Source organism: Necropsobacter massiliensis, assembly GCF_000827595.2.
GTDB classification, from domain to species: domain Bacteria; phylum Pseudomonadota; class Gammaproteobacteria; order Enterobacterales; family Pasteurellaceae; genus Necropsobacter; species Necropsobacter massiliensis.
In genome coordinates this window covers 166,299-179,294 of the sequence record NZ_LN776180.1, presented here as the reverse complement: position 1 = coordinate 179,294, position 12,996 = coordinate 166,299, and the positions used below count along the sequence as shown (strand labels likewise).

At 48.4% G+C, this 12,996-nt stretch carries 13 protein-coding genes and 1 pseudogene; 5 read left to right on the top strand and 9 right to left on the bottom strand.

The annotated features are described in order from the left end of the window. Window positions 1-54: 54 nt before the first annotated feature. Complete coding sequence (recN, locus tag BN3349_RS03505; protein WP_040975954.1) at window positions 55-1,731, bottom strand: DNA repair protein RecN; 1,677 nt, start codon at window positions 1,729-1,731, stop codon at window positions 55-57. A gap of 76 nt (window positions 1,732-1,807) precedes the next feature. Continuing rightward, the gene (locus BN3349_RS03500; RefSeq protein ID WP_040975953.1) at window positions 1,808-2,725 is read right to left on the bottom strand and encodes an NAD(+) kinase; all 918 of its coding nucleotides are present in this window, start codon (window positions 2,723-2,725) and stop codon (window positions 1,808-1,810) included. A 161-nt stretch (window positions 2,726-2,886) separates the two neighbouring features. On the opposite strand from BN3349_RS03500, the gene grpE reads away from it, so the two are divergent. Further along, a complete protein-coding gene (gene grpE, locus BN3349_RS03495; RefSeq protein ID WP_040975951.1) occupies window positions 2,887-3,489 on the top strand; it encodes a nucleotide exchange factor GrpE in 603 nt (200 codons plus the stop codon). A gap of 46 nt (window positions 3,490-3,535) precedes the next feature. Here grpE and tadA read toward each other — a convergent pair whose 3' ends face one another. From tadA to ampD, 7 genes and pseudogenes are all read right to left on the bottom strand, one after another. After that, the gene (gene tadA / locus BN3349_RS03490) at window positions 3,536-4,006 is read right to left on the bottom strand and encodes a tRNA adenosine(34) deaminase TadA (protein ID WP_048736516.1); all 471 of its coding nucleotides are present in this window, start codon (window positions 4,004-4,006) and stop codon (window positions 3,536-3,538) included. A 26-nt stretch (window positions 4,007-4,032) separates the two neighbouring features. Further along, window positions 4,033-4,842, bottom strand: a complete 810-nt coding sequence (locus BN3349_RS03485) for a tetratricopeptide repeat protein (protein ID WP_040975947.1) — start codon at window positions 4,840-4,842, stop codon at window positions 4,033-4,035. A 3-nt stretch (window positions 4,843-4,845) separates the two neighbouring features. Next, window positions 4,846-5,697 (bottom strand): thymidylate synthase, encoded by an 852-nt coding sequence (locus BN3349_RS03480; protein ID WP_040975946.1) that lies wholly within the window; start codon window positions 5,695-5,697, stop codon window positions 4,846-4,848. A 4-nt stretch (window positions 5,698-5,701) separates the two neighbouring features. Continuing rightward, on the bottom strand, window positions 5,702-6,505 hold the full coding sequence (gene lgt / locus BN3349_RS03475; protein ID WP_040975945.1) for a prolipoprotein diacylglyceryl transferase: 804 nt from the start codon (window positions 6,503-6,505) through the stop codon (window positions 5,702-5,704). Between the two features lie 13 nt (window positions 6,506-6,518). After that, window positions 6,519-7,307 (bottom strand): sulfite exporter TauE/SafE family protein, encoded by a 789-nt coding sequence (locus BN3349_RS03470; RefSeq protein WP_040975944.1) that lies wholly within the window; start codon window positions 7,305-7,307, stop codon window positions 6,519-6,521. Window positions 7,308-7,427: 120 nt separating this feature from the next. Then, window positions 7,428-7,905, bottom strand: a pseudogene (gene rppH, locus BN3349_RS03465) (RNA pyrophosphohydrolase); the annotation flags it as partial. Between the two features lie 556 nt (window positions 7,906-8,461). Beyond that, window positions 8,462-9,016 (bottom strand): 1,6-anhydro-N-acetylmuramyl-L-alanine amidase AmpD, encoded by a 555-nt coding sequence (gene ampD, locus BN3349_RS03455; RefSeq protein WP_040975940.1) that lies wholly within the window; start codon window positions 9,014-9,016, stop codon window positions 8,462-8,464. A gap of 122 nt (window positions 9,017-9,138) precedes the next feature. Here ampD and ppdD point away from each other — a divergent pair, with 122 nt between their 5' ends. The 4 genes from ppdD to BN3349_RS03435 are packed head-to-tail and all read left to right on the top strand — an operon-like array spanning window position 9,139 to window position 12,970. Next, window positions 9,139-9,567: a prepilin peptidase-dependent pilin gene (ppdD, locus tag BN3349_RS03450; protein WP_040975938.1), complete on the top strand. Its 429-nt coding sequence runs from the start codon at window positions 9,139-9,141 to the stop codon at window positions 9,565-9,567. Between the two features lie 16 nt (window positions 9,568-9,583). Beyond that, window positions 9,584-10,999, top strand: coding sequence for a GspE/PulE family protein (locus tag BN3349_RS03445; RefSeq protein WP_040975937.1), 1,416 nt, complete (start codon window positions 9,584-9,586; stop codon window positions 10,997-10,999). Beyond that, on the top strand, window positions 10,986-12,209 hold the full coding sequence (locus tag BN3349_RS03440) for a type II secretion system F family protein (protein WP_040975935.1): 1,224 nt from the start codon (window positions 10,986-10,988) through the stop codon (window positions 12,207-12,209). Before BN3349_RS03445 ends, BN3349_RS03440 begins: the two co-directional genes overlap by 14 nt. Continuing rightward, window positions 12,206-12,970: a prepilin peptidase gene (locus BN3349_RS03435; protein WP_052461926.1), complete on the top strand. Its 765-nt coding sequence runs from the start codon at window positions 12,206-12,208 to the stop codon at window positions 12,968-12,970. Before BN3349_RS03440 ends, BN3349_RS03435 begins: the two co-directional genes overlap by 4 nt. Window positions 12,971-12,996: the final 26 nt, after the last annotated feature.

The following is a 12,996-nucleotide window of genomic DNA, read 5'->3' as shown; positions in this document are numbered from 1 at the left end:
CGTATATGCTAAATGCGATAATGCTTAAATGTGCTAGCCGGCGCATTATATTTTTCAGCCGACTGCATCCAGCATATCACGCGCATTGGCAAGGGCGCTGTCGGTAAGTTTGCTGCCACCCAACAGTTTTGCCAGTGCGTTTACTCGTTGCGAGGCGGAAAGTGCGGTCATTTTTGTTTCGGTTTTGCCGTCGATAGTTTGTTTTTCTACCCAAAAGTGACGGTGACCGCAACAGGCGACTTGCGGTAAGTGCGTGATACACAGCACCTGACATTTTTGTCCCAGTTGGCGCAACAGTTTGCCCACCACGCTTGCAGTAGCGCCGCTGATACCGGTGTCCACTTCATCAAACACCAGTGTTGATACGGAAGATTTATCCGAAGTCAGTACTTGTAAAGCCAGTGCGATGCGGGATAATTCGCCGCCGGACGCCACTTTCGCCAATGGCTGTGCAGATTGCCCCAGATTGGCGCGCAGCATAAATGTTAGGTTATCCGTGCCGTTCGCGCTAATACGATTTTCTGCTGTGTCAAACTGAATGGAAAATTGCGCGTTTTCCATGGCGAGCTGTTTGATTGATTCGGTCACTACCGTCGCCAGTTTTTCCGCACCTTGTCGACGGCTGTTGCTGAGTGCCGTTGCTGCATCTATCATTGTACGGTAGGCGAGCTGTTCTTGCCGGTGCAATTCTGCTTCGCTGTGTGAAAAATCCGTCAGTTGATTTAATTCCTGCTTTAAGGTTTGATGGCGTTTCACCAGTTGTTCCGCAGATATGTTATGTTTGCGCGCAAGTTGCAGCGCTTGGCTCATGCGCTGTTCCACTTGTTGTAATAAAGCGGGATCCTGCTCAATATTGGCGGATAAATGCTGCACTTCTGAAGTGGCTTCCTGAATTTGGATCAGCGCCTCCTGTAACATGCTTTGTACATCGGCATAACGCGGATCCAATTCACACAGCTCGTCAATATATTGATTGGCCCGATGCAGCAACGCATCAATACTGACGCTGTCATTTTCGCTTAACAGTTGCAGCGCTGATTGGCAAAGCGAGTTGAGCGTATCGCTGTTGGATAGACGTTTATGTTCTTCTTCCAGTTCTTGATATTCGCCTTCTTTCAACGCGAACTGATCCAGCTCCTCGACCTGATATTGTAGCAGTTGTTTTTTGGCTTCATTTTCTGCGCAGTGTTGGTGGAAAGCGGTGATTTGTGCTTGTAAATGTTTCCAAGTGCGGTAACTTTCACGCATGTTTGTTAATAATTGCGGGTGGGCGCAGAAATTATCCACCAGTTGCAGTTGGTCATCGCTTTTCAACAGACGTTGTGAGCTGTGTTGCCCGTTAATTTGTACCAGATATTGACCGACGGCTTTCAGCTGTGCAGCAGAAACCGGCGTGCTGTTAATAAAGGCTTTTGAACGTCCGTCGGCATTGATAATACGGCGCAGAATACAGCTTTCGGGATTATCTTGATCCTGTAATTCCTGTTCTTGCAACCATTGCGATGCGGGGTGTTGGGCGGGGAGTTGGAAGGTGGCGCAAATATCCGCGCGTTGCTGTCCTTCGCGCAGCATACCGCTTTCCGTGCGTTGTCCGAGACATAAGCCCAGCGCATCAAGCGCAATAGATTTACCGGCGCCGGTTTCACCGGTAATCACCGACATTCCCGCAGATAACTCTACATCCAGATGATGAACGATAGCAAAATTGTTGACGGTAAGTTGAGTGAGCATGACAAAATCCTCTTTACTGTATATTTGTCAGTTTATAACTGTTTTTATATACAGTAAAGTTTTTTTTGCCAGCATTTTAGGCGGAATTTCTCAACCAGCCTAATTTTGAGCTTAACACTTTGTAATAATTGTAACTTTTTAAGTGTAGTAGGCGCAGCTTGTGTTCACTTTTATACACATGCACCACATCGTCCGGGGTGAAAGAAAGTGCAATCTGGCTGTCGCAGCCGACTTCTAGCTGTGAGGTATTGTCTTCGGCGAAACGAATGGAAATTCTTTGGTCACCGTCAATCACCAACGGGCGGGAAGACAGCGTATGCGGGAACATTGGCACCAATGACAGTGCGTTTAGCTGCGGCATCAGAATCGGGCCGCCAGCGGATAACGAATAGGCGGTGGAGCCGGTTGGGGTCGAGATAATTAAGCCATCGGAACGCTGAGAAAAAGCCAATTTATGGTTAATATAGACGTGAAAATCAATCATATGGGCGATTTTTGCCGGATGGATAACCGCTTCATTGACGGCGTAGCTACGGGCGATGATGTTGCCTTCGCGCTCGACTGCGGCTTCCAGTATAAACCGTTCTTCTACAAAGAATTCGCCGTGTTTCAAACAGGCTTCCAGTTGCGCATAGGCGTTTTTCGGATCAATATCAGTCAGAAAGCCCAAATTGCCGCGATTGATACCGATCAGGGCGATGTCATATTTCGCCAGAATTCGGGCGCGCCCGAGCATATTGCCGTCGCCGCCGATGACGATCGCCAGTTGGGCTAGCCGTCCGATCTCATCAAGTTCCGCCAGATGATGAAAAGGCAGACCGAGACGTTCGCCGATGGCTTTTTCGACCAACACGTTATAACCTCGTTCCGACAACCACTGGAACAGGTTCTTGTGCATTTGCAAATTGATGTCTTTACGCGGCTTTCCCACTAAACCGATAGTATGAAAGGAAATATGCAATTCGTTGTTGTCAATTAAATTACCGTTGGACATAGTGGTTCCATTTGTGCCAAAAAATAACCGCACTTGAATTCATAAAATTAATGCCTATATTACACATAAAGTTTTTTACTTGCCAGCGCAGCGCGGGGCAAGTGTTAATTTTTATGTTTTTTGTTACAATAGACGACACCTTTTGATGAATGGAGCAGAGCATGTCAGAACAGGAAAAGAAAGTAGAAAATCCACAAGCGGAAAATCAAACGGAAAACCCAACGCAAGAGCAGGCGCAGGAACCGCAACAGCCGATTGAAGAACATGCAGAAGAACAGGATGCACTGGAAGAAGCGATTGCACGGGTGCAGGAATTGGAAGAACAATTAGCGGAAACCGCCAAAAAAGAACAGGATATTTTATTACGCACCCGCGCGGAAATGGATAATATTCGCCGCCGCGCCGAACAAGATGTGGAGAAAGCCCATAAATTCGCACTGGAGAAATTCTCAAAAGACTTGCTGGAAACCATTGATAATTTGGAACGTGCGTTGGCCACACCGGCAACTCTTGAAGATGACGGCATTAAGGCATTAGTTGACGGTGTTGAGCTGACCTTGAAAGGGTTATTGGCAACAGTTGCGCGTTTTGGTGTTGAACCAGTCGGCGTGGTTGGTGAAACCTTTAATCCGGATCTGCATCAGGCGATTTCCATGCAGCCAACGGAAGGTTTTGAAAGTAACCAGATTACTACTGTATTACAGAAGGGCTATTTACTGAATGGGCGTGTTATCCGCCCGGCGATGGTGATGGTTGCCGCATAACTGTCGGATTAATCCAATCCGTAGCAGCGGCATTTTGCCTTTATTATTAATCCGCCGCCGGTTGTTTGGCGGATTTTTTTTGTTCACGTCTTTTGCGGAAAAATTCGCTTAGTTTGCGGCTGCATTCCGCTTCCAGCACTCCGCCGGTAATTTCCGGTACGTGATTCATTTTATAGTCATCGAAAAAGTGGAAACGGGAACCTACGGCACCGGTTTTATAATCCGCCGCACCGAATACCAAACGCTTAATCCGACTGTGCAAAATCGCGCCGGCGCACATTGTGCAAGGTTCAAGAGTTACATAAAGGGTTGTGTTCAATAAACGGTAGTTGCGCACTTTTTGTCCCGCATTACGTAGGGCGACAATTTCCGCATGAGCGGTGGGATCGGAACTGACAATGGATAAATTCCAACCTTCACCGAGGATCTCGCCTCGCTCGTCAACCAGTACCGCGCCGACCGGAATTTCACCCAATGCCTCCGCTTTATCCGCTAAAGCCAGTGCATAACGCATCATTTTCTGATCAAAATCCGACCGCACTTTTAGATCCCTTTCTGGTTCAGATCTTTGTAATAATCACAACCGCGTTGATCGCCGTTGTCACAGGCATCGCCGTATAAGGCTTTGGCTTTTTTCAGATCCTGCAGCACGCCTTTTCCCTGTTCGTATAATACGCCGAGATTCAATTGCGCTGGCGCGTGTTGGTGAGCGACCGCTTTGTTGTACCAGTCGGCTGCGGTCTGATAATTCTGGGTTACGCCGACGCCGTTTTGATAGATTAAACCTAAGCTGAATTGCGCCGGTGCATGTTGTTGTGCGGCGGCTTGTTCAAACCAATGTTTGGCTTTGTGCAGATCCTGCGCAATATTGTTCAGCCCTTTGTAATACATCATTGCCAGATCGAACTGGGCTTGGGCATAACCTTGTTCCGCCGCGGTTTCCAGCCATGTATGCGCGATATTCATATCCTGCCGCAGCCCTTGTCCGTTCAGATACATATAGGCAAGGCGATATTGTGCTGGCGCGGCGTGCTGTTCTGCGGCGCGTTTATACAGTTTTACGGCGGTATGATAGCTTTGTTCCACGCCCAAACCTTTTTCATACAAATAACCCAGATTAAACAAACCCATCGGCAGGTTTTGCTGTGCGGCTTTGTCATACCAAAAGGCGGCATTGCTATAATCCTGCTTTTGTTCATACTGCTCGCCCAGATAGATCTGCGCCTCGGCATTGCCCTGTTCGGCGCCCTGCTGCAATTGCGCCGGTTCGGTTGCCGTGCTGTAATTGTCGGCGCAAGCTAACTGTGCGTTCAGCATCAGCGCGCTCAGTAGAAAAGGTATAACGGCTTTCATGTTTTACACCGAAAACGGATATTTAATGGCATCGTGGCACTGATAGCCGACCACTTTGAAATCATCCAACGTCACCCAAGTTTCCAGATCTTCCAGGGTTTGTATTGCTGGGTTAATTTCCAGTCGCGGCAGCGGAAAGGGTTCACGTTGCAGCTGTACATCGCGCATTAACTCAAGCTGATCTTCATAAATATGCGCATTGACGATTTTGTGGAACGCCTGCCCCGGTTTTTTGCCGGTAATTTGCGCCATTAACGCTAGAAAGGTGAATACCTGAATCTGGTTAAAGTTTAGTCCCAGCGGCACATCACAGGAGCGTTGGTAACTGGTTAAATACAGTGTATCGCCCAGTAGCGAAAAGGTGTGCGTGTGCATGCAGGGGCGCAGGCAACCGAGATCAATTTCCCCCGGGTTGTAAAAAGTCATGATTTCACCGCGATCATCAATACCGTTGCGCAGATGATCAACGATTTTGCGCAGCTGATCGACGGATTCGCCGTTCGGTTTGCGCCAAGCGCGCCCCTGCACACCGTAAACCCGCCCCATATCATCGGTGCCTTTACGCTGCGGATTATGCAACCACGCAAGGTTTTCGTTGGCGTTGGCATCCCATGTTTTGGTGCCCAGTTTACGGAAATCGGCGGCATTGTCATAACCGCGCAGATAACCCAGAAATTCGGCGATGGCGGCTTTCCAGTAACTTTTCCGAGTGGTGATCAGTGGAAACTGATTTTGCGCCACATCATAGGTGAGATCCGCATCGATCACAGTCAGACAGCGTTTCCCGGTACGTTGGTTTGCAACCCAACAGCCTTTATCAATGATACGTTGGCATAACTCTAAATATTGACGCATAAACTTATCCTTTTTTGACCGCACTTTGATAGGCAACGGCGATAATTATTAAACCGATAATAATCATCGGCGTGGACAGAATCTGCCCCATGGAAATCTGTTGTCCGAAAAATAGCCCTAACTGAGCGTCCGGTTCGCGGAAGAATTCAACGATAAAACGGAACAAACCGTAAAAGGTTAAAAACAAACCGGCGACGGCTCCTGTCGGGCGCGGTTTTTTAATGAATTGATTAAGGATAAAAAACAATACCAAGCCTTCCAATACCGCTTCATACAATTGCGACGGGTGGCGCGGCAGATAACCGCCGGAGGGAAATAACACCGCCCAAGGCACATCGGTAACCCGTCCCCACAGTTCGTCGTTGATAAAATTCCCGAGACGCCCCATACCTAAACCGAACGGAATCAGCGGAGCGACGAAATCCGCCGTTGCCCAGAAGCTGCGTTTTTGCAGTTTGGCGGTGATGTACATAGCGAGAATGACGCCAATTAAACCGCCGTGGAAAGACATGCCGCCTTCCCACACGCGGAACAGATAAAGCGGATCCTGGAGGAAATAGTCGAACTGATAGAACATCACATAACCGATACGTCCGCCGAGAAAAACGCCTAAAAAGCCGTTAAACAGCAGATTATCAACCTGTTCTGTTGTCCAACTGCTGTTCGGTCGATTGGCACGGCGCACCGCCAGCCAGCGGGCAAATACAAAACCGATTAAATACATCATGCCGTACCAACGTAGGCTAACGGGACCGAGTGAGAAGATCACCGGGTCAAATTGTGGGAAAGCTAAAAATTCCGAGTTCATAAGAGTCCTTTGGTTAAATAATCATATCAATGGCGATGGCAATCAACAGCAACGCAAAATAGCGTTTTAAGGTCGGTACCGGTAATCGAGTTGTGGTAGTAGCGCCGAGTTTTGAGGTGAAAAACGATGTTAGCGTAATGCCGATCACCGCCGGCAGGTATACATAACCCAGCGAATAGGGCGGCATGTTGGCGGTATGCCAGCCGCCGACTATAAAACTCAGCATACCGGATAAACCGAGCAACATGCCGCAGAACGCGGATGAGCCGATGGCTTTTTTCATCTCAATACCGCGTGAATTTAAAAAGGGTACGATAAATCCGCCGCCGCCAATGCCGGCTGCGCTGGAGGCGATTCCAATCAGCGCGCCACCGATCACCGATGCAGTAGTCGTCAGCGCTTTATGCGCTGCTTTGGGTTTAATGGATAAGAGCATTTTGACTGCCAGATAAATTACCAGACAGGCAAAAATTTTACTGGAAATCGCTTTGTCCAGCTTGCCGATAAATAAACCAGAAATAAAGGTTGAAAGCATAATCACCGGTGCCAGAATTTTTACCGCATCCCACACCACATTGCCGAGTTTGTGGTGTTGTTGGGCCGATGAAAAGCCGGTGATAACAATAGTGGCGAAAGAAGTGCCAAGTGCGGTGGACATTAACAGATTATCTGGTACGCCGACCATCGGTAACAGATAAACCAGCACCGGCACGATGACCAGACCGCCACCGATACCGAATAACCCGGCGAGAAAACCGACCAGCGAACCAACCGCCAGACAGATCAGAAAAAAGGTCAACATATTAACCCCTTGTTTTATGTGATGAACGTTTTTGGTATTTGGCGGAACCGGACTTTTTGAGCGGCTGCGCATGTTTATTATCGTGGCGGTAAGCGGTGGTTTTGCCGGTCAGCAGCTCTTTATTTTGATCAAACAGCACGGCGGCGAATTCTTTCATCGCTTTACGATAAACGTCTTTTTTGAACGAAACCACCTGACGAACCGGATACCAGAAACTGACCCAACTCCAGCCGTCAAATTCGGGCGATTTGTTGGATTGCACGTTAATATTGGTTTCATCCGAAATCAGTTGCAGCAAAAACCAACGTTGTTTTTGTCCGATACACATGGGTTTGCTGTCATAACGCAGCAGGCGTTTTGGCAGTTTGTAGCGCAGCCATTGCTTAGAAACATACAAAATCTTGACATCTTTTGGGCTGAGTCCCACTTCTTCAAACAGTTCGCGGTACATTGCCTGCTCCGCACTTTCATTATCATTAATGCCGCCTTGAGGAAATTGCCAAGAATTCTGCCCGTATCTTTTTGCCCAGAGTACTTGTCCTTTGCGGTTGCAAATCACGATACCCACATTCGGACGGTAGCCATCGAAATCGATCACTATCCCTCACCTTAATTTTTGTCTAATTATATTGATAACGCTAAATTGTTTCATAATCCGCTCGGTTTAACAACCGCTAATCATGATTTTCAGCGCAAAAGTTAAAGTGCCGAAATGTGTGGATAAGATTGTGTATAGGCGGCGCATAAATGTGGAACAGAAAAAAATGATCCACACCGGAGCATTGTCGTTATTGATGTGGTGGCGACGCAACAAAGGATCTTGGTTTTTTAAGTAAGCGATCCTGACCTATTTCGAACCGCACTTTTTTACAGCGATTTATGCCGATAAAATCAGCGACTCACCGCTGGTAATTGCAATGTCTTGCTGTTTACGCCAGCGCTGTGAGTTATTCAGAATTTCTGTGGATAACTGTGTGACTGACCGGCGGGATAAGTCCGAGTAACGTTGCAGAAGTTTGTAAGATAATTGATTGAATTTGAAAATAACGTTATTTTTCAATGTATTGACGAATTTTTTAGGCGTGTCTCAACGCACTGAATATCCTCTGAAACAGGCGGTTATTTATTAAGCGGTAGCGCTTCGGTGCATACTGTTACAGTCGGGACAAATAGTTTTCCCAGTCGAAATACTGACCGGGATCAATTTTGCGCCCGGGAGCAATATCACAATGCCCGACGATGCGAGTTTTATCGATTAACGGATATTCTGCCATGATACGACGGGTTATCCGGCTGAGCGCACGGTACTGCGATTCGGTGAACGGCTGCGCATTACTGCCTTCCAACTCAATACCGATTGCAAAATCGTTGCATTTTTCCCGCCCTTGAAAACAGGATAAACCGGCATGCCAGGCGCGCTCCTCAAAACTCACATATTGAGTAACTCGACCTGAGCGTTCGATCAAACAGTGGGCGGAAACGCGGGTCTGATAAATTTCTCGGAAATAAGGGTGAATGCGGGGATCAAGTTGCCCGAGAAAAAAATCGTCAATATAACCGCCGCCAAACTGCTCCGGCGGCAGGCTGATATAATGAATTACCAATAACGAAATATCATGGCGATCCGGGCGCTGATCATAATGGGGCGAGGGCAGTTTTCTGGCGTCGGTAAGCCAACCGTGAGAAATATGTGGTGTTTTTGGCGTCATAAAAAGTATTTTTGCGATCCTGATCGAAAAAAAAGTGCGGTGCATTTGGTGTGCGTTTTTCTTTTCGTCACACTGTCGTCCATACTTTGTATGGCAGTTCAGATTAATAGAGGACAATCACTATGCACCTGTTTTATCCGGCAAAAATTGAGCGGGGATTTACCCTGATCGAATTAATGATCGTCATTGCGATAGTCGCGATTTTGGCTACCATCGCGATTCCGTCTTATCAGAATTATACCAAAAAAGCCGCCGTAGCAGAATTGTTGCAGGCGTCGTCACCCTACCGCTCGGAAGTGGAGCTGTGCATTTACAATCAAGGCGGCAGAGAAAACTGTCATGCCGGCAGCAACGGCATTCAGAATAAACTTGAAAATAGAGGGCGAGTGGCTTCCGTGGAAGTGAAAAGCGGCGTGATTACGGTGAGCGGGCGCGACAGTTTGGCTGACACGACTTATATTTTAACGCCGGATGGTGATGCCGCCCAAGGCATTGCGTGGAGTGCTTCCTGTTCGCCGGCCGAGATTTTTCCGGCAGGCGCTTGCAGCTAGTTAGAGATTGAAGGCAATGTCCGATTATCGCGCCGAACCGGTGCCAAGCATCACCGCCGCAGACGGAAAACGTTTTGAAATCACACCGCACTTGTGGAGCAAAAATCGCCAGCAGCGGGCGTTACTCTTGCGTTATTTTGCCTTTCCCGTGCAGGAAGACACGCATTCGCTGTGGCTGGGCATTGATAATCTGGCTAATCTTGCCGCCTGCGAAACTTTTGCGTTTATCAGCGGCAAAATCGTCGAACCGGTTTTACTCGACAGCGCAGCGTTGAAAGCATTGTTGCAGGCGCTGGCACCGTCTGTGGCGGAGGAACCGCAAACGGTGTTTTATACTCCGACGGAAGTTAGCACGCCGCCGGCAGGGCTGGCGCAGACTGATGAACCGGTTATTCGTTTGCTGGAACAGATTTTTGAAAACGGATTGCGCCGGCAGGCGTCTGATATTCATCTAGAACCACAAGCCGACGGTCTGCAAGTGCGGTTTCGAATTGATGGCGTGTTACAGCAACAGAGTGCGGTGGCACCAGCATTGGCGGTCCGCCTAATTTCTCGTTTAAAACTGCTGGCAAGGCTAGATATCAGCGAAAACCGTTTGCCGCAAGATGGGCGTTTTCAGTTTAAAACTGCTTTTTCCGACGTGCTGGATTTTCGTTTGTCCGTATTACCGACCAATCGCGGCGAAAAAGCGGTGCTGCGTTTACAGCAAAATAAACCCGTAACTCTCAGTTTTGCCGAGCTCGGCATGACAGCGGCGCAACAAAGCGCATTACAACGGGCATTATCCCGACCGCAGGGCTTGATTTTGGTGACCGGTCCGACTGGCAGCGGTAAAAGCATTACGCTTTATACCGCGCTGGAATGGCTGAATCGCACGGAAAAACATATTATGACCGCCGAAGATCCCATCGAAATTGAATTGCCGGGCATTATCCAAACGCAGGTCAATTTGCCAATCGGTTTGGATTTCAGCCGATTGTTGCGCACTTTTTTACGGCAGGATCCCGATATTATTATGCTCGGCGAAATTCGTGACGAAGAAAGCGCGGCGATGGCATTGCGCGCTGCACAAACCGGGCATCTGGTGTTATCCACTTTGCACACCAACAATGCCGCATCTGCAATTTCCCGCTTGCGGCAACTGGGTATTCGTCAGCACGAAATCGAGAGTTCGCTGTTGCTGGTGATTGCTCAGCGTTTGGTGCGTAAACGCTGCGTTGTTCATCAGGCGGAGAATTGTGATTGTTATCAAGGATATAAAGGACGCATTGGTATTTATCAGTTTTTACGACCGCACTTTTCGGCGCAGCAAACAACATATCGAACAGATTTTGCCGATTTGCATGCCAGTGCCATGGAAAAGGTGAACGCGGGGGTGACGGATTTAGCGGAAGTGGAACGAGTGCTGGGTAAAGGTGATGAGCAAACTTAAACGATTCCGCTGGCGGGGCATCGATCAGTTACAACAGAAACAGCGGGGCGAGATTGTGGCGGAAAATGCCGATGCGGCGCGGCAGGTCTTGTTCCAGCAAGGATTGCGCCAACTCAGGTTGCAATCGGACTGGCAATGGCCGCGCGCACCACAACATGCGGAAATCACTGACCTGACGATGCAACTGGCGGTGCTGCTACAGGCGGCACTTCCGCTGCAAAGCTGTTTAGAAATCTTGCGCCAGCATTGTACCAATGTGGCGCTTTATCAATGGTTGGACTTGTTAATTGCCGATATTGAACGCGGGTTGAGCCTTTCACAGGCGCTGGATCATCAAGCGGTATATTTCACTTATCAGGAACGCCAGCTGATTAAAGCCGGTGAAATAACCGGCAGATTGGTGGATGTCTGCGAACAAATTGCACAACATAAAGCGCGCGCCTTGGCATTGCAGCGCAAAGTGCAAAAAATGCTGCTTTATCCTTTGTTGGTATTGGCGGTTTCGTTGATTTTAACCTTGCTGTTATTGATTTTTATCGTGCCGCAATTTGCTCAAATGTATGTCGGCAACAATGCTTCGCTGCCTATGTTTACGGCATTGCTGATCAATCTGTCCGACGGGCTGCGTCAATATATTATTCAGTTTGTGTTATTGGGCGCGTTGTTGGTGGCATTTATCCGTTTACGTTTGCAACATTCCCGTCGTGTTAATCGTTGCAAAGAGTGGTTATTGGCGCATACGCCGATATTGGGCGATATTATTCGGCTGTCGCGTTTGGTGGCGTTCTGCCGCAGTTTGTGCTTAATGTTGCATGCTGGCGTTCCGCTGGAGCAGGCGTTGCAATCTTTTCTGCCGAAAGTGCAAAGCTGGCAGGTGGGCACGCCGTGCGACGGCGATCCGGTGTTAATCGCCGAGGTGGAATATATGTTGCAGCGGGTTCGCCAGGGGTATGCATTTTCTCACAGTATCGGTTCGGTGTTATTTCCGCCGCAAGCGCGGCAAATGTTACACATCGGGGAGCAAAGCGGCAATCTCACGATGATGTTGCAGCATATTGCCGAGCATTATCAACAGCGCCTTGATCATCGGATTGACTTGTTGTCGCAGTTGTTGGAACCGATATTAATGCTGATCATCGGCGGGCTTATCGGCATGATTATGCTGGGAATGTATCTGCCGATTTTTACTATGGGGGCGCTGATTGAATGAGTTATTTCGCTGGGATATTGTGCGGCATTGTCGTCGGTAGCTGGGCGTTTCATTATATTTCTACGTTTGCCGAACACACGGTTATGCAGGTTTATCGCAATTATGTGCAGATTTTCAGCCAAAATCCACCGCACTTTTGTCCACGCGATGCCACATTACAACGTAAAAAGTGCGGTGCGTTTTACGCCTATTTGATCGGTTTCGGGGCATTGTTTTTGGGTTGTGCCGTCAGTTTTTCGCCGTTGTCGTTTGCGTTGTGGATTGCAGCATATTGTAGTTTGTTGTTTGTTATTGCGTTGATTGATTGGCAATATCGTCTGATTCCGCCTGCGCTGTGTCAGCTGTTGTTTGTGCTGGCGCTGGGCGGTGCATACGTGCGTTTAACGCCGTTGGCGTTAGAACAGAGTCTGCTTGGCGCGGCGACCGGATTTAGCAGTTTCTACTTAATGTATCATCTGGCTAAAGTCGGTTACCGGCGCGAAGCCTTGGGGCGCGGCGATTACTGGCTAATGTTTGGATTGGGCGGGTTTGTTCCCGCTCAGCAGTTGGCGTTAACGGTGTTTCTTGCCTGTTTTGGCGGTCTGAGTTACGCGCTTTATTTACGTATGCGCGGCACACATGTTCGGTTAATTCCCTTTGCGCCGTTTTTATGCGCGGGCGGCGGGCTGGGGTTTATCTTTTATATGGGCAATTTTGCTGAGATATGCCACAATAATCTTCATTCGATTTGTATGTTTATTCCGTATTCTTTCGGGCATTAACTCATTCGTGTCTTGAAATTAACCAT

What these genes read in the sequence shown, in the direction of transcription:
- tadA (WP_048736516.1), bottom strand. Translation starts at nt 4,006, where the DNA reads ATGATGCGTTATGCACTGGCTTTAGCGGATAAAGCGGAGGCATTGGGT.
- BN3349_RS03485 (WP_040975947.1), bottom strand. Translation starts at nt 4,842, where the DNA reads ATGAAAGCCGTTATACCTTTTCTACTGAGCGCGCTGATGCTGAACGCA.
- BN3349_RS03480 (WP_040975946.1), bottom strand. Translation starts at nt 5,697, where the DNA reads ATGCGTCAATATTTAGAGTTATGCCAACGTATCATTGATAAAGGCTGT.
- BN3349_RS03440 (WP_040975935.1), top strand. Translation starts at nt 10,986, where the DNA reads ATGAGCAAACTTAAACGATTCCGCTGGCGGGGCATCGATCAGTTACAA.
- BN3349_RS03500 (WP_040975953.1), bottom strand. Translation starts at nt 2,725, where the DNA reads ATGTCCAACGGTAATTTAATTGACAACAACGAATTGCATATTTCCTTT.
- lgt (WP_040975945.1), bottom strand. Translation starts at nt 6,505, where the DNA reads ATGAACTCGGAATTTTTAGCTTTCCCACAATTTGACCCGGTGATCTTC.
- BN3349_RS03445 (WP_040975937.1), top strand. Translation starts at nt 9,584, where the DNA reads ATGTCCGATTATCGCGCCGAACCGGTGCCAAGCATCACCGCCGCAGAC.
- ppdD (WP_040975938.1), top strand. Translation starts at nt 9,139, where the DNA reads ATGCACCTGTTTTATCCGGCAAAAATTGAGCGGGGATTTACCCTGATC.
- ampD (WP_040975940.1), bottom strand. Translation starts at nt 9,016, where the DNA reads ATGACGCCAAAAACACCACATATTTCTCACGGTTGGCTTACCGACGCC.
- recN (WP_040975954.1), bottom strand. Translation starts at nt 1,731, where the DNA reads ATGCTCACTCAACTTACCGTCAACAATTTTGCTATCGTTCATCATCTG.
- BN3349_RS03435 (WP_052461926.1), top strand. Translation starts at nt 12,206, where the DNA reads ATGAGTTATTTCGCTGGGATATTGTGCGGCATTGTCGTCGGTAGCTGG.
- grpE (WP_040975951.1), top strand. Translation starts at nt 2,887, where the DNA reads ATGTCAGAACAGGAAAAGAAAGTAGAAAATCCACAAGCGGAAAATCAA.
- BN3349_RS03470 (WP_040975944.1), bottom strand. Translation starts at nt 7,307, where the DNA reads ATGTTGACCTTTTTTCTGATCTGTCTGGCGGTTGGTTCGCTGGTCGGT.